Origin of the sequence: Streptomyces sp. CA-179760 (assembly GCF_050937045.1) — a bacterium.
Taxonomy (GTDB): Bacteria; Actinomycetota; Actinomycetes; order Streptomycetales; family Streptomycetaceae; genus Streptomyces.
Map to the genome: position 1 here is coordinate 3,407,787 of NZ_JBNJLZ010000001.1, position 15,557 is coordinate 3,423,343.

Here is a 15,557-nt window from a genome sequence, read left to right on the forward strand (position 1 = left end):
AGGACCGCCCACCGCCCGGCATCGCTGCCCTTACTGTGAGGGTATGGGCGGGCATGCACCCGACAGGGAACCGGACGGGCCGGAGGGGCTCGCCGCCTCCGCACGGGCGGCGCTGGTGCGACGGATCGACGCGAGCGGGGCCTGGGCCGCCGACCCGGTGTGGCGCGAGGCGTTCGCGGCGGTCCCGCGCCATCTCTTCGTGCCGTACTACTACGTCGGCGTCGCCGGCGGCTACGAGCGGCGCTGGGGCGAGAGCCCCGACCCGCGGGCGCGTGAGCGGTGGGTGCGCGGTGCCTACGAGGACACCCCGCTGGCGACGCGGCTGCGTGACGGCGAACTGCTCTCCTCCAGCAGCCAGCCCTCCCTGATGGCGGACATGCTGGCCGCGCTGTACGTGAAGGACGGCGACACCGTCCTGGAGATCGGCGCCGGTACCGGCTACAACGCCGCGCTGCTCGCCCACCGGCTGGGCGACGACAAGGTCACCACCGTCGATCTCGACCCGGAGATCACCGAGTCGGCCCGCCGGCATCTGGCAGCGGCCGGGTACCACCCGGTCGTCGTCACCGGCGACGGCGCCCGGGGCGTGCCCGAGCGGGCGCCGTTCGACCGGATCATCGCCACCTGCGCCCTGAACACGGTGCCGCGCGCCTGGCTCGCGCAGAGCCGTCCCGGCGGCCGGATCCTCATGCCGCTCGGCACCGGCCTGATCGTGCTGACGGTGAGCGACGCCGGACATGCCGAGGGGCGCTTCCTGCACACGCCTGCCTACTTCGTGCCGTTGCGCGGCGAGAGCCGGCCCTGGGGCGAACCCGCCCAGTTGGGCGGGGTGCCGCGCCGGGCCAGGGAGGACGACCTGTTCCGCTTCCTGCTGACCCTGACCCGCGGCAGCCTCGATCCGCAGGAGGCGCACTCGTTGTGGGAACAGGAGGGCAGGCCGCAGCGGGAGCGCTACGGCATCACGGTCCGCGGCGACCACGAGTGGGCCTGGCTGGACGACCCGGAGGGGCCGTACGCCTGGCCCCTCCCGTCCTGAATCCCGAGATACCGGAAGGCTCAGCCCCGGCGGATGGTGATCGTCGTCCAGGCGCCGACGTGCACGCGGTCGCCGTCCTGCAGCGGGACGGGGACGAACGGCTGGATCGGTTCGTCCGAGCCGTTGACCGTCGTGCCGTTCGTCGAGTTCTGGTCGACGACCGCCCAGCTGCCGTCCGGCTGCTGGACCAGCACCGCGTGCTGGTGCGAGACGCCCGGGTCCTCCGGCGGCACCGCCAGGTCGACGTCGGGGGTGTCGCCGGTGGAGTGCCGGCGGCGGCCGATCGTGATCTGGTTGCCGGTGAGCGTGCGCTGCTGCTCGGGCGAGTACGCGGGCAGGTTCAGGCCCGCGGCCTCGGGGCCGGAGCGCTGCATCATCGCCATGAAGTAGTCGCGGTCCGGGCCGATGGTCGCGGTCCAGGTCGCCGGTCCCTGCGGAGCCTGGGGCTGCTGCGGGAAGCCGCCGGGGCCGGGAGGGGCCTGGGTGGCGCCGGGCTGCGGGTAGCCGTAGCCACCGCCCTGACCGGGGCCGGGAGGGGCCTGGGTCGCGCCCGGCTGGGGGAAGCCGTAGCCACCGCCCTGACCGGGAGCGGGCGGGGCCTGCGTCGCGCCGGGCGGAGGGAAGCCGTAGCCGCCCTGACCGGGGCCGGGACCGCCCTGACCGGGGCCGTAGCCGCCCTGACCGGGGCCGGGACCGCCGGGGCCACCAGGACCGCCAGGGCCACCTTCAGGACCCGTGGTCGGCGGGGAGATCACCCAGTCGTCCTCACCGCCGCCGAACGGACCGCCCTGCTGCGGCGGCCGCTGGGTCTCCTGCGGGAACCCGGGCGGGGCCGGCGGGCCGGACTGCTGGAAGGCCTGCGGACCACCGGGGCCGCCAGGGCCACCGGGTGCGCCAGGTCCACCACCGGGTCCACCGGGTCCGGGCGGGGCGGGACCGGCCGCGAGGGGTCGGCACCGAATCCGGGCGGGCCGGGGGGACCACCGGCACCAGGGCCGGAGGGACCGCCCGGGCCACCGGGGCCGGGAGGGCCGCCGGGGCCGGGGTAACCGCCGGGCCCACCGGGTCCACCCGGTCCGGGGAAACCGCCGCCGGGAGGCGGCGGAGGGCCCGAGGGGTCGCTGCCGAACGGCGGGATCGGCTCAGCCGGGCGGTTCATCTGCGACGGGCGGGAGCCCTGGTACTCGTACGAGTCACCGCCACCGTACGACGGACCCGACGGGCCGGGACCGGGCTGGCCGGGACCGGGCTGGCCGGGAGGCTGGAAACGCACGCCCGGGCCGGGCGCCTGCGGGGGCGGGGCCGCGGGGGTGTACGAGGTCGCCGTGTTCGTCAGGAAGTTCCACCGGCACTCCTCGCAGAAGGGCGCGCCGCCCTCACGCGGCGTACGGCACTGCGGGCAGAGCTCCGGCTCGGCGTTCGGCACGGCGGACAGGTGCGGAGGGCGTCCACCGGGACCACCGGGCGGGCCGCCAGGGCCACCGGGACCACCGGGTCCACCCGGGCCGCCGGGGGGCGGGAAGCCGTAGCCGCCGGGCGGGGGCGGTGGAGGGGGCGGAGGCACGGCACCCGCCATGCGGTGACCGCAGACCTCGCACCAGTCGTCGGAACCCGACTGGTGTCCGTTCGGGCAGGTCGGCATGTCGGCCCGTCCCTCCTTCGATCTCTTCTAGGTCACTTCTTTACACGAACGGTCTTGGTGGACCGGGTCTCGAGCGTCATCTCGTCGGCCTCCTGAACCTTCGCCTTCAGTCGCACAGTACCGGTCGCGGCATCGACCACGTCCACCACCTTCGCAAGCAGTTTCGCAGTATCGGCGTTCCCGGAGGCACTCGCGAGCTGAACGGCCCGGCCCAGTTTGGCCGTTGCTCCATCCATATCCCCCGCTTTGCGAAGGTCCAGTCCATGCTGGATGGCCTGTGCCAGTTCGGCCTGCCCGGTGTAGTGGGCGACCTGGGGGTTGATCGAGGTCGAGGCGACCATGTCGTCGGTCCACACGGCCCGCACCAGACCCTGCGCGCCGAGGTTCTGAACGCTGCCGTCGGGCTGCGGAATGACCAGCGAGATCCGGGCCGCGAGCATCTCCTGCCCGATGTGCGCGGCCGGGACCTCGACACAGACGTGGTAGTCACGGGACTCATCGCCCCAGGAACCAAGGGGGTAGTCGCCCGCGCGGGGGCCCGCCTCGGTGCGCCTGCCGGTCAGTTCCTCGACCGTCGGCGCGACCTGCTTGACGAATTTCACGGTGGTGTCGACCGGGGTCCACAGCCGCAGGGAGACGTCCGCGACCTCCTTGCCCATCGCCGTCTCCATCATCTGTGTGAAGTCGGCGGCGAGCCCGGCCGGATCGGCGACGATGTCGGCGGTGCCGAGCAGGGCGGACGCGATCCCTGTGACTTCTTTCACTTCCCAGTCGGTGCCCACTCCGCGCGCGTCACAGGTGAAACGCCCGGCGCACGCGTCGAGCGCGGCCTTCAGGTCTTCGGGCGATTCGTGCTCATTGCGTCCGTCGGTGAGCAGGATCCCGTGCCGGATGGCGACGTCCGCCGAGGACAGCAGGCGGTCGGCCAGTTTCAGCCAGGTGCCGATGGCCGTGCCGCCGCCCGCGCTGAGCGAGCGCAGTGCCTGCTTGGCCTGCTCGCGGGTGGTGGCGTCGGCGACCGCGACGCGCCCGCCGCCCGGGTAGACCTCCTTGGCCACGTGCGTCCCGCCGATCACCGCGAAGTGCACGCCGTCGCGCAGGGTGTCGATCGCGGCGGCCGTGGCGTCCCGCGCGTTGCGCATCTTGGTCGGCGGGTAGTCCATCGACCCCGAGCAGTCGACCATGACCGCCACGGCCGCGGACGGGCCCTCGCCGGGCGAGTAGAGGTGGGGTGCCGCGACCGCGCTGCCGATCGTGCCGCCGCCCGTCGCCGTCACCGTGACGATGGCGTTGACCTCGCCGGCGCCCTCCGGCAGGTACTCGTTCTGGTACACGTCCACCGAGAACTGCGGCACGTTCGACTTCGAGAAAATGGCCATGCCTGCTTCGATCCCCCTCGAAAGCCCCCACCTTCAGCGGGGTGATGACGGTAGGCGGACCGGTCCCCTCCGGTCCGCCGAGGCGTCCTCGTACGTGGCCTCAGGCCGATCCTGCCCCCTGGGGCACGGCGGGGAACGGCACGAGGGCCACTGTTACGTTGTCGTGGCCCCCGCCGTCCAGGGCGTGGCCGACGAGCACCCGGGCGCTGTGCAGCGGGTGCGCGGCGGCGTCGACGGGGAGGACCCGGGCCATCTCCTCGGCCGCCTCCGCGTAGTTCCACAGGCCGTCCGTGCAGACCACGACCACGCCCGGCCGGTCCGGCTTGAACGCGGCGGTGTGCGGCTCCAGTTCGTAGGCGTCTGCGCCGAGCCAGCCGGTGATCGCGTGGGCGCGCTCGTCGGCGTAGGCCTCCGCCTCGCTCATCAGACCCGCGGCGACCATCTGCGCTGCCCACGAGTCGTCCTCGGTGAGCCGGGCGGGGGGAGCGCTCCGGTCGACCGGGACCCAGTAGGCGCGGCTGTCGCCGACCCAGCCGACGATCAGCAGGCCCGACGTCACCACGGCGCCGACGATGGTGCACGCCGGGGCGTTCTGGTGCGGGGCCTGCTCCAGGGCCGTGGCGGGCTCGGCGGCGAGCGAGTTGACGGCGCGTGAGGCGGCGACGATCGCGTCGTGCATCGCCTGCTGCGGGTGCGCGCCGCGTGGCAGGGCGGCCAGCACCGCCTCGCTCGCGGCCCTCGACGCCGCCTGGGAGGCGTCGTCGGGACGGGTCGCCGAGGACACTCCGTCGCAGACGATCGCCACGGAGGCGGGGGTGCCGTCGGGCAGCGCGGTGGTGCCGATGGCGAACGCGTCCTCGTTGCGGTGGTGGCGCAGGCCGCGGTCGCTGACCGCGGCCATCGGGCCGGACTCCTGCTCCATGTGGTCCCGTTCACGCGGCTGGGCGTGGCCGCAGTTCTCGCAGTAGCCGTCGTCGTCCACGCGGCCGGCACGGCAGGCCACGCAGACCTTGCCGCCGGCCCCTGCGGCCGGGGCCGCGGGCTCGGCGGACACCCGTGGGTCCGGTGCCTGGAGGAGGTACTCGTCGGGCTGCATCTGATCGGGTTGGGTTCGATCAGGCTGGGTTCGATCAGGCTGAGTTTGATCGGACTGGGCCTGATGCGTCTCCGGTGACGCGGCATGTCCGTCGGGCTGCGGTCTCCGGTCGAACCGTACGCCGGTGGCCGGGGGCGCCTCCGATGGCACGGGGACACCCGCGGCCGGGGCTTGAGGGTCCGCCGGTCCTGGCGCCGGCCAGGGCGCGCCGGCGGGGGCGCCGGGGGGCGCTCGGGATATTCACCGGCCGGGGCGCCCTGGGCGGGCACCGAGCCGTTCATGGTGATGGTCGGGTTGTCCTGCGGCCGTTCGGGCACGGCGGACAGGTCATATCCGCACGCGCCGCAGAAACGGTCACCCGATTCGAGGGGTTCCTCGCAACTCGGGCAGGCGGACAACTGGGGCATCTGCGACATCAACTACACCCACGTCCGGGGGCGGTAACGATTGGCACGTTCCACCAGGTCGATCCTCTCCTCGCCGCCCCGCGCCAGCCGGGCCAGCGTGCGGTACGAGCGTTCCAGGCCGAAACGCAGGCCCCGCTCGTCCAGGCCGCTGCCGAGCAGCGTCCGTCCCCGGCGGCGGGAGGGACGGAACCCTGGCCCCCGGAGAGTACCCAGTCCAGGGCACTGCCGAGGACCTCGGCCGACAACTGCTCACGCCGCGCCGGGTCCAGACCGTACGCCTCCAGCGCCTCGACCTGGGCCGCGGCGGCCGTGAGATCCTCCAGGAACGGTACGTCGGAGGCGGCCGCCGTGCGCTGCCTCAGCCGCGCCCGTACGGCCGCCACGCGCGCGGCCGTGTAGTGGATGGAGGACTCCGGGACCGACTCCAGCGTCGTGACGGCGCCGCGCCGGTCCCCGCTCGCCAGTTGTACGCGGGCCAGCCCGAACGCGGCACTCACATAACTCGGGTCGGTCGACCACACCAGCCGGTAGTACTCGGCGGCGTTGTCGAGCTGGCCCAGCACCTCCGCGCACAGGGCCAGCGCCAGCTTGGGCGCGATCTCGCCCGGGAAGGCGTCGTAGATCGCGTCGAAGGAGAGCGCGGCGCCCTCGTCGTCGCCGGTGACCAGCGCGGCCACGCCCCGGTACCAGACCACCCGCCAGTCGTCGGGCCGCTCGCCCTCCAGCGTGACCAGGGCCTCCAGCGCGGCGGCCGGGTCGCCGGTCTCCAGCCAGGCCCGGATCTGCCGCAACCGCGTCTCCGTCGACGAGGCCGGGGCCGCCGCGAGGGCTCCGAGCAGCTCGGCCGGCGCGGAGGTCATCAGGCCCGCCAGGAAACCGGCGTTGGGGTCGGTCGGGTCGACCCGGGGACGGGCAGCGCGAGGGCTGCGGCGGGGGCGTCGACGGGCCTGACGAGGCCGGTGGGATGCGGAGTGTGAGGATGCCCACCGCCTGCGGGGAGCTGCGCCTGGGGGTGCTCGCCGCCAGCGGGGAGCTGAGCTGCGGCCGGGCCGGAAGCGGTGGTGATGGAAGCGCCTGTGGCGGTGGCGGCTGTAGCGGCTGGCAGCGCGGCTCCGGTCGGGGAGCCGCGCCGCGTCCGCACCACCCGCGCCCCCAGCCGGGAGACCTCACCGTCCAGCCGTGGGAACAGCTCCGTGTCCGTGACCCGCAGTTCGGGCCCGAACAGGGTGGACAGGGCGGGCCGGGCACGGCCCGTCTGGAGGGAGACGACCTCGCGCAGGACGCCGGTCAGCTGCTCGGTCATCTCCTGCGCGGAGGCGAACCGGCGGGCCGGGTCGGGGTCGGTGGCGCGGACCAGCAGGCGGTAGAACGACTCGTACTGCCGGAAGACCTCGATGTGGTCGGGGTCGGGCAGGGAGTCCGCGTAGACGTTCGTGTAGCCCTGGAAGTCGAAGGTCAGGACGGCGAGCGTGCGGGCGACGGTGAAGAGGTCGCTCGCCACCGACGGGCCGGCCTCGGCCACCTCCGGCGCCTGGTAGCCCACCGTGCCGTAGATGGCCGACTCCTCGTCGTCCATCCTGCGCACCGCGCCCATGTCGATCAGCTTGAGCTGGTCCTCGGTCTGGATCGCGTTGTCGACCTTGAAGTCGCAGTACAGAAGGTTCCGGCTGTGCAGATGGCCGAGCGCCTCCAGCGCCTCGATGCCGTACGCGCAGGCCTGCTCCACCGGCAGCGGGTCGCGCCTGCCCTGCGCTGTGCGGCGGCCGTTGGCGATCTCCTTCAGCGATTTGCCGCCGACGTACTCCATGACGATGTAGCCGTCGAGGGAGCCCGTGCGCTGGTCCAGGTGCTCCACGAAGTTGTAGATCCGCACGATGTTGGCGTGCTCGATCTCCGCGAGGAAGCGCCGCTCGGAGATCGCCGCGGCCATCGCGTCCTGGTCGCCGGTGTCCAGCAGGCCCTTGAGGACCACCCAGCGATCGGAGACCGCCCGGTCGACGGCGAGGTAGATCCAGCCCAGGCCACCGTGCGCGAGACAGCCGACCACCTCGTACTGGCCGTGCACGACGTCACCGGTCTTGAGCTTCGGCACGAACGAGTAAGGGTGGCCGCACTTGGTGCAGAACCCCTCCGTGCGCCCCGGCCGGTCACCGCGCGCCCGGCCCACCTGAGCACCGCAGTCCGAACGCGAGCAGAACCGCTTCCGCTCGGGCACCTCGGGGTTGTCCAGGACCATCTCGCGCGGGTCGGGCCGCGGGATCGGCGGCACCTGCACCAGCCCGGCGCCCAGCCGGCCCCGGGACGAGGAACCGGCGCCGGAACCGGAGCTGCGCACCGACACCGAGCGGCTCGTCGCCTTGCCCGACAGGGAGCGCGAGAGGCGTCCCGACACCGAGCGGCGGGACTTCGACGACTGGGACGACGTACGGGAACTGCGGCCGCTGGAGCGGGAGCTCGCGCTGGCGCCCGAGCCACGTGAGCCGCCCTTGCCGCCGGCGGTGATGCCGGTGGGGGGCGAGGCGACCATGCCGTTCGGTGCGACGACCGGGGCGAGGCCGCAGGTGTCGCAGTACAGCTCGCCGCCGCCCACGTCCTCGTAGGCGCCCGTGCAGGTGGGGCGTTGACAGCTGCGTGCCTCGGTCATGGACTCCCCCTTGTCGCTCATGCGCCCGGCCCCCTCCGGTCGTCCTCGACTGCGCCCTGGTCCGGCACCCGCGGGCCGCCGAGCAGTTCCAGGGCTGCCTGCTGGTAGCGGAGCACGGCCCCTTCCGCGGCGCGCAGATCGCAAGGTGCGCTCCACAGCATGCGGCGCGCCTTCTCGTACCGCTCCACCAGCAGCGCGTCCTCCGCGAAGCCGTGCCGGGCGACCTTCGCCTTGTACGCGTCGAGCCGGCCGCGCAGCTCGGCCCGGACCGCCAGGGGCGCGGTGACCGCGGTCAACGACTCTCGGGCGCGCAGCAGTTCGTCCTCGGCCTTCTGCTCCAGCGACTCCAGCAGCGGGGACAGCCGGTGCCACTGCCCCTGCCTGCGATAGTCGGCTGCCGCCGCCACCTGCTCCTGCAGCACCGTCGGCGGTCCGCTGACGACCGGCACCTCCGTCGCCGCGATCTTCGCGAGGACCTCGCCGCGGGCGATGCGCGCCTCGGCCAGCGTGCGGTCCGCACGGCTGAGGATGTCCCGCAGCCTGACGATCCGCTTCTCTGCGTCCTGCCGGACCGTCAGGACCGCGTCGATCTCCCGGCGTACGTCCTCCAGGGCGCGCGCCTCACGGTCGTACACCGTCGTGTCCGGCCGGCCGCCGCCCGGGGCCGAACTGCCCTCCGTCGCCAGCCAGAACTCGAGCGGGTCCGAGACGACCTGCTCGCGCAGCTTCGTCAGTATGCGTGTGATGCGATCCAGGTCGTCGCCCGCCGGGTGCTCGCCGGGCCGCACTCCCACCGAGTGCGCGAGCCGGCGGGTGCGCTGGAGTTCGGCCGCCAGCAGGTCGATCCGGGCGGGCAGTGCCGACCAGACCGCGTCGGCGGCCACCACCATGTCCAGGCTCGACGCGTACAGCTCGTTCATCCGGTCGACGAGGGTGGTGAGCGAGTAGCGCTCGCTGAGTTTGTTCGCGGCGCCGTGCAGGGTGGGGGCGTTGGCGGTCGCGGTGGCACTGCCCGCGACGGTGACGGACTCGCCGTTCAGCAGTTCCGTCAGCTCCACCAGGTCCTCGCGGCTGGACCAGCGGCGGCGGGAGCGGATGTCGCGGGCGGTGCGCAGGGCGTCCGTGTACGCGTCGAAATACGTCCACAGCAGCGTGATCGACGCCTCCGTGGACGTCCAGCGCTCCTGGGTGACGCCGGTGAGCTCCGCACCCTCCAGGAGTCTGCGGCCCGCGTGGTCCTGCAGGGCGAGGAGCGAGGTCTCGATCGCCTCGTGCTCCGCGCCGAGCCGCGCCAGCGCACGGTCCACCTCGTCCCGGTCCATCACCGGCCCGGTGGATCCCGTGACGCCCATCGATCACCTCTCGCTGCGGTAGTGCCGGTTGGGTTGGTGGCTGGATTGGCGGTTGGGTTGGCTGTCGGTTCTGTTCGGCTCGCCGGTTGGGGGGGGCGGCTGTCGGTCGGAGTGTGGGTCGAGCGGTCAGGTGGTGCGCAGGTACTGCGGAGCCGGTGGTTCCGACTTCTTCGCATCCTTGCCCAGTGTCGCCGACAGCCATTTCTCGTACGAGGCCTGCCAGCCGTTCGCGGTGTCCTTGCGGTAGTCCACCAGGATCTGGTTGACCCGGCGTACCAGATCGTCGGCGTCCTTCTTCATCGCCACGCCGTAGTACTCGGCAGTGAAGGCGTCGCCCTTGAGCTGGACCGTCGGATCCTGTGCCGCCTGGCTCGCCGCGAGCGCGCCGTCGGTGACCACGGCGTCGACCTCGCCGAGCTGGAGCCTTACCAGACAGTCGAGTTGGTTCGGAACGGTCGTGGATATGTCGGTGGTGGCGGGCAGCCTGCCGTCCTTCTGGTCGGCCTCCAGCGTGGAGTACGCCGTCGAGCCGGCCGCCGTGCAGATCCTGCGGTCCGCGAGCGTGTCGTCGTAGCCCTTGACTGGCGAGGACTTCGGGGCCAGGACCTGCTGTCCCGTCTTGAAGTAGGGCGCGGAGAAGGCGACGTCCGCGATGCGGTCGCAGTTGATCGTCATCGTACGGACGACCATGTCCACGCGGCCGTCCTGGATCGCGGGGATGCGCTGGTCGGTGGGGATCGCCTTGAACTGGACGGCGTCCGGGTCACCGAGTATGTCCTCGGCGATGCGGTGGACCAGGTCGATGTCGAAGCCTTCGAGCTCCGCGGTCTTGCCGCTGTTGGGGTTGCGGTAGCCCCAGCGGTAGCTGTTCTGGTCGACGCCGACGATCAGCTTGCGCTTCTCGCCGTCGCGGTCCTTGATGGCCTGGATGGTGTCGCCGTCGGCGGAGGAGGGGGACAGCGTCTGCTTCTCGGGGGCCTCGCAGTCCTCTTCGGCCTTCTCGACGGTGGCCTGGGAGGCTTGGGTGAGAGCCCGGCCGTCATCAATGCCCGGTCCGGACAGCGGGACGCAGAGCGCGAAGACCGCCACCAGGGCGCAGACGACCGCCATCGTGGCCACCCCGCCCCAGCCCTTCAGGCTGGCCCGCAGACGTCGTGCTCGCATGCTCACGCCCCCTTTCACGTCTCGCCGTGTATCCCGTGTATCCCGTGCCCCGTTCATCGGTACTCCGACAGCCTGCGGCCGATGCCCAGCACCGCGCCCGCCGCGCCCAGGACCGCGAGGACGGCCGCGCCCGCCGACAGGCCCGTCAGGGCGTCCCGGCCGTCGCCGGCCGCGCGCTTGAACTCGGTCTCCTCGTGGGCGAGTGCCGTGCGCAGGTTCGCGTCGACGCTGTCGAAGCATTCGCCGGTCGCACCCTTGGTGCCGATGACCCTGTCCAGCGCCTGCTGGTAGTTGCCGTTCTCGTCCTGCTCGCGGGCCGCGGTGTGGCGCTTCTTCCACTCCGCCATGTTGCCGACGGCGGCGGTGACGGGCCGTTCGCCCGACGTGTCGTCGGCGAGGTTCGCGGCGTCCGCCAGGTACTTGCCGAGGTCGGCCATGTCCGTGCGGAAGTCGTAGTCGTAGGCGTCGTAGGTCTGCGCGCCGACCTTCTTCGTCTCGGCGCCGCGGGCCACCAGAGTCAGGTTCTCGTTGCCCCGTGCCTTGAGGGAGGCGATGCGGGCATCGTGCAGCACGTTCAGGGAGCGGACACCGTGGTCGTAGGAGTCGTCAAGACCCGCGCGGGCGACACTGTGGCCGACGACCAGCCAGAGCAGGACGACGGTCGCGGTGGCAGTGGCGGCGACCAGTCCCTGGTTCAACACACGGTTCGTACGCCGGTAGTTGCGGTGCTGTGCCCAGGCGAGGGCGGCCAGGGCGGCGACGCCCAGGGCGATGGCCGCCCAGGGGTAGGGCGTGGCATCCGCGTAGTCCGCGCGCAGGCGCTGGTTCTCCTTCTTGTACAGGTCCTCCGCCGCCGGGAGCATCTGCTGTTGCATCTTCTCGTTGGCGTAGCGGAGGTAGGCGCCGCCGACCGGAAAGCCCTGGCGGTTGTAGGTACGGGCGCGCTCGACCAGGCCCTTGTATTCCGGGAGGAGCTTGTTGAGCTTGGCGATCGTCTCGGTGGACGGGGAGTCCGGGTCGGCGTTGGCTGCGGCGTTGACGAGTTTGTCGGCGGCCGTGCGGATGTCCTTCTCGTAGCGGTCGCGGGAGGCGGCCGTTTCCTGGCCCCCGGCGAGGAAGCCGCTGGAGGCGGCGGTGTTGGCGTCCGCGAGGGAGCGGTAGATGTCGGCCGCGTCCGAGCTGAGGGGCTGACTGCTGGTGAGGACGTCGTCGGCGGCGGCCGCGCGGTCGGTCATCTGCCAGGCGGTGACGGCGCCGAAGGAGACGACGAGGAGTGCCAGGAGGGCGCCGATGACGCGCAGACGGCCCGGCTCGGTGGTGGCGGCGGCGCGGAGTTGGTCGAGGCCCTCCGCGAAGGCGGTGCGGCGGGGCGCCGGGGGTGGGGAGGCGGCGGGGCCGCTGCCGGTGCCGGAAGGCCGGGCCGGAGGTGCCGACTGCGCCGGAACGGCCGGGAGAATGGGCAGGCTGGAGCCCGGTGGTGGGCTGCTCTTCGGCAGGTGTGTCACTGTGACCTCCCCCATGGTCATCCGTCACCGCAAGTATCGCTGCCGGCACTGACATCCGCACCGGCCTTGCCTCGATCTTGATCGGATCGCAGCGTGAACCACCACCCCTGCACAGGAACACGTCAGGGCGATCGGTTCGGTTCCCCGCGCGGATGCGCGCGACTACTCGACGTAGCGGCGAAACCCTTGCGCCAGGGCCTTGAAGCCGCACGCTTCGTAGAAGCGGTGGACGTACGCGTCGTCCGCCGCCAGCAGCTGCACCTTGTAACACCTGGCGGACTCCCCCAGCCGCACGGCCGCCTCCATCAGCTGCCGCCCGACGCCCCGCCGCTGGAAGCCGCCGGCGACCACGACGTTCTCCACGAACAGAATGGCCCGACCCCCACGGGTGAGGTTCGGCATGACGACGCAGTCGGCTGTCCCGGCCACGGTCCCGTCGGCATCCGCCACCAGAACGGTCCGCCCCTGCTGCCGGGATATGGCAGCCCATATGTCACCCGCGGCTGCCTCGGACAACGGCGCGTCGTCCGGGTTCAGTTCCCGGTAGAGGGCCAACAGTGCTGGCAGATCCGCCTCGGCTGCTGATCGCACCGTGATCGTCATGGGCTGACCTTAGAGCGAGCGCTAGAGTCCGATGCACGATGGCTGTTTTCGACACGTACGGCACCAGTACGCACACCGCCGATGACCTGCTACAGCTTGTCAGCACCCGTCTGGGGATGACCTTCGCGGAGCGCGAGAGCCACTTCTTGGGCATTTACCACATCGCCCGCGACCACGGCGTCGAGATCCAGATCCAGCCCAACGAAATCCCCGGGGACGACGGGGAAGAACCCTACGATTCCGCGCACCCGGAACACCGAGTCCTCGTGTTGACGACCACGCCGGCCCCCGACCCCGTCCTGAGCGCCCGGTTGAACTCCATCGAAGGGCTGGTGCATCTGAGCCGCGAGTCCGCGTGAGGCCCATGGCGTCCCTGCCGGGGCTGCCACAGGCCCCTTCGGCCCGGTCAGTCGATCGTCGGTGTCGCCTTGCGTCGCAGCACGATCAGGGTTGCCCCACCGATGACGACCAAGGTCATGGCGATGCCCGCTATGAGCGGGGTGACGCCGGTGGAGCCGGTCTCGGCGAGGTTGGTGTCGGACGCCGTGCCGCCCACCGTGGCCGGGCTCGGTTCGCTGAGGGTCTGCGTGGCGGTGCCCGTCTCGCTGCTCCGGGTCTGGCAGTCCAGCATGCCGGTGAAGCGCTGGGTGAAGCCGCCGGGGCCGTGGATCGTGAAGTCGTAGGCCTGGTCCTCCTGCAGCGGGACCGTCACCGTCCTGGTCTCGCCCGCTGCGATGGTGTGCTCGAGTCCGGCCAGTTCGAAGGTGAACGGCTCGTCGCCCTTGTTGGACGCGATGATGTCCACACCGCCCTTGGCGCAGTTCTTCGCCGCCGACAGTGCCGGTATCGCGCCCTGCTTCGCCCAGGTCGCCCCGGCCGTCGCGGACACCGTCGACTCGCTGGAGCCGGCCAGGATCTGCGTCTGGCTCCGACTCTCGGAGGCGAAGGCCCGGCCGACCGGCACGGTGGTCGAGGCCTGCACGGTCAGTTCGGCCGTGCCGGCCGCCGCGCCCTCGGGAACGTCGAAGAACACCTCCCCGCCGTCGGCCGCGGACGTGATGGCCCTGCCCTGCTTGTCGACGATCCGCACCCCGCTCGTCGCGGCGTCCGCGGGCGGCGCGACCGTCACGCCGCTCGCGTTGGTGTGCACCGTGACCGGTCCGAGCCGCTCGCCCGGCCGCCCGGAGACCGCGGGCGGGTCGAGGGTGAGCGAGGCCCGGGGCTCGGGCAGATTCCGCGCCCTCTTCTCCAGGAAGTCCGCGAGCTGTTCGGCCTGCGGGTCGAGGGCGTCGACAGCCACGTCGTCCGAGTAGCGCCAGATCGCCACCTGCGTACCGGCCGCCGCGTCCTGCTCGGTCAGCGCACCACGTACGCCCGCCTTTCGCGCGAGCGCCGCGAGGTCGTTCACCTGCGGGTAGGAGTTCTGCAGGATCCAGCGGATCCGGCCGGCGTCCTTGTTGGCGCCCAGGGACGTGCCACTCCACGGCGTCTCGTGGTACTTGGCGTCCCGCTGCGTGGGGTTGTGGAGGTCGACGCAGTACGTCTGCAGCATGCCGCCGCCCTCGACGGACATCTCGAACAGGCCCGCCGACACCTGCTGGTCCCCGGTGCCGCCGTGTATCACCGCGGTGCCGTACGTCTTGAGCCCGGCTATGGTCGCGGTCGCACCGCCCTCACCCTGCGTCGTCTCGTCGGCGGCCGCCTGGCCGGCACCGGCCAGCACGCCCGCGGCGACGAGCCCGGACACCAGCGTCGCGGCGCCGGAGCGGGCCGCCCCTCGCCTGCGTACGAACAACGCCGAGAACGAAGCAAACACCAAATTTCCTTTCGAGCAGGACCCGTTGACGTGGGGGTACGGTCCCACCAGCAGAAATCAGAAGCCTCACGGGCATCGAGAGCCCCGAGAGTCATGTCCCGGCATCCTAGGGAGGCGTCGGAGCCCGCCCGCCGGTCAGACGGTCGGATGAGTGATCCGACTCGGAATCGTTATCGCCAAGATCCCTTGCGGGCAGGGCTTATCGACAAATCCACCCCTGGCCGCACGGTGCGCACTCGTCGATAAGCCACAGTTCGGACAGAGCAACAGTGGTGACGTCACGTCAGGACAGCTGACTCCGCGTGTTGTTGAGCGGGGGCGTCCGAGCGTGCTGCTGAATCGTCGGGTGACGTCTCCCAGTTGGGCTCCTGTGACGCCGGCGATGCCGCCGTCTCCGGCTTCCCTCCGCGCCGGAAGGCCGAGGTGCCCCAGGCGAGATCGTGGCCGATCGCGACCGCGTCGATGTCCGCCGAGGTCCAGCTCTGTCCCTCGCGCACATCGGTCCGCACCTTCAGCCTGCCTTGCACGATCACGGGCTCGCCCACCGTCAGCGACGCCGCCGTGTTGGTGGCGAGCTGGCGGTTGGCCCACACCGTGAAGAAGTTGGTGTGCCCGTCCGTCCACGTGTTCTTCTCGCGGTCCCAGTAGCGCGCGGTCGCCGCCAGCCGGAACCTCGCCGACGGGCCTGATGCCATCTCCCGGTACACCGGCTGCGTCGCCACCCTGCCGACCGCGCAGACCATCGTCTCGTTCATCGCGAACCCCTCCCTCGCCCGGACTCCGACGCCGGGCCGACCCCCGTACGGGCCCGTCCCGTACGGCTGTGTCCCCCAGACTGCCGCGCCCGGGCCGAGCCCGCTGAGCGCTGTGGACCACCGCCCGCCTGTGGAAAACTCCGCCACCCCGGCGGGTG

General features: G+C 72.1%; 11 protein-coding genes and 2 pseudogenes. 2 read left to right on the forward strand and 11 right to left on the reverse strand.

Going from position 1 to position 15,557, the window contains the following annotated elements; all coding sequences use genetic code 11:
* Positions 1–43 precede the first annotated feature (43 nt).
* Positions 44–1,036 (forward strand): methyltransferase domain-containing protein, encoded by a 993-nt coding sequence (locus ACQEV8_RS15240; RefSeq protein WP_432960438.1) that lies wholly within the window; start codon positions 44–46, stop codon positions 1,034–1,036.
* Between the two features lie 20 nt (positions 1,037–1,056).
* Here ACQEV8_RS15240 and ACQEV8_RS15245 read toward each other — a convergent pair.
* The 9 genes and pseudogenes from ACQEV8_RS15245 to ACQEV8_RS15285 all read right to left on the reverse strand — a co-directional run bounded on the left by ACQEV8_RS15245 (position 1,057) and on the right by ACQEV8_RS15285 (position 12,828).
* A pseudogene (locus ACQEV8_RS15245) lies at positions 1,057–2,678 on the reverse strand (FHA domain-containing protein).
* A 32-nt stretch (positions 2,679–2,710) separates the two neighbouring features.
* Complete coding sequence (locus tag ACQEV8_RS15250; protein WP_432960440.1) at positions 2,711–4,057, reverse strand: vWA domain-containing protein; 1,347 nt, start codon at positions 4,055–4,057, stop codon at positions 2,711–2,713.
* 100 nt (positions 4,058–4,157) lie between these two features.
* Positions 4,158–5,572, reverse strand: a pseudogene (locus ACQEV8_RS15255) (PP2C family serine/threonine-protein phosphatase).
* A complete protein-coding gene (locus ACQEV8_RS15260) occupies positions 5,569–6,420 on the reverse strand; it encodes a tetratricopeptide repeat protein (RefSeq protein WP_432960442.1) in 852 nt (283 codons plus the stop codon). The pseudogene ACQEV8_RS15255 and the gene ACQEV8_RS15260 overlap by 4 nt, the downstream one beginning before the upstream one ends.
* Complete coding sequence (locus ACQEV8_RS15265) at positions 6,420–8,204, reverse strand: serine/threonine protein kinase (RefSeq protein ID WP_432972715.1); 1,785 nt, start codon at positions 8,202–8,204, stop codon at positions 6,420–6,422. Before ACQEV8_RS15265 ends, ACQEV8_RS15260 begins: the two co-directional genes overlap by 1 nt.
* A gap of 17 nt (positions 8,205–8,221) precedes the next feature.
* Positions 8,222–9,556, reverse strand: coding sequence for a hypothetical protein (locus ACQEV8_RS15270; protein ID WP_432960444.1), 1,335 nt, complete (start codon positions 9,554–9,556; stop codon positions 8,222–8,224).
* Between the two features lie 126 nt (positions 9,557–9,682).
* On the reverse strand, positions 9,683–10,720 hold the full coding sequence (locus ACQEV8_RS15275; protein WP_432960446.1) for a glutamate ABC transporter substrate-binding protein: 1,038 nt from the start codon (positions 10,718–10,720) through the stop codon (positions 9,683–9,685).
* A gap of 53 nt (positions 10,721–10,773) precedes the next feature.
* Positions 10,774–12,225, reverse strand: coding sequence for a hypothetical protein (locus tag ACQEV8_RS15280; protein WP_432960448.1), 1,452 nt, complete (start codon positions 12,223–12,225; stop codon positions 10,774–10,776).
* Positions 12,226–12,387: 162 nt separating this feature from the next.
* A complete protein-coding gene (locus ACQEV8_RS15285) occupies positions 12,388–12,828 on the reverse strand; it encodes an N-acetyltransferase family protein (protein WP_432960451.1) in 441 nt (146 codons plus the stop codon).
* A 38-nt stretch (positions 12,829–12,866) separates the two neighbouring features.
* Between ACQEV8_RS15285 and ACQEV8_RS15290 the strand changes: the two genes are divergently transcribed.
* Positions 12,867–13,187, forward strand: a complete 321-nt coding sequence (locus ACQEV8_RS15290) for a hypothetical protein (protein WP_432960454.1) — start codon at positions 12,867–12,869, stop codon at positions 13,185–13,187.
* 47 nt (positions 13,188–13,234) lie between these two features.
* Here the strand turns inward: ACQEV8_RS15290 and ACQEV8_RS15295 are convergent, their stop codons facing one another.
* A complete protein-coding gene (locus ACQEV8_RS15295) occupies positions 13,235–14,644 on the reverse strand; it encodes a Cys-Gln thioester bond-forming surface protein (RefSeq protein ID WP_432960457.1) in 1,410 nt (469 codons plus the stop codon).
* Positions 14,645–14,922: 278 nt separating this feature from the next.
* On the reverse strand, positions 14,923–15,399 hold the full coding sequence (locus ACQEV8_RS15300) for a single-stranded DNA-binding protein (RefSeq protein WP_432960460.1): 477 nt from the start codon (positions 15,397–15,399) through the stop codon (positions 14,923–14,925).
* Positions 15,400–15,557 lie beyond the last annotated feature (158 nt).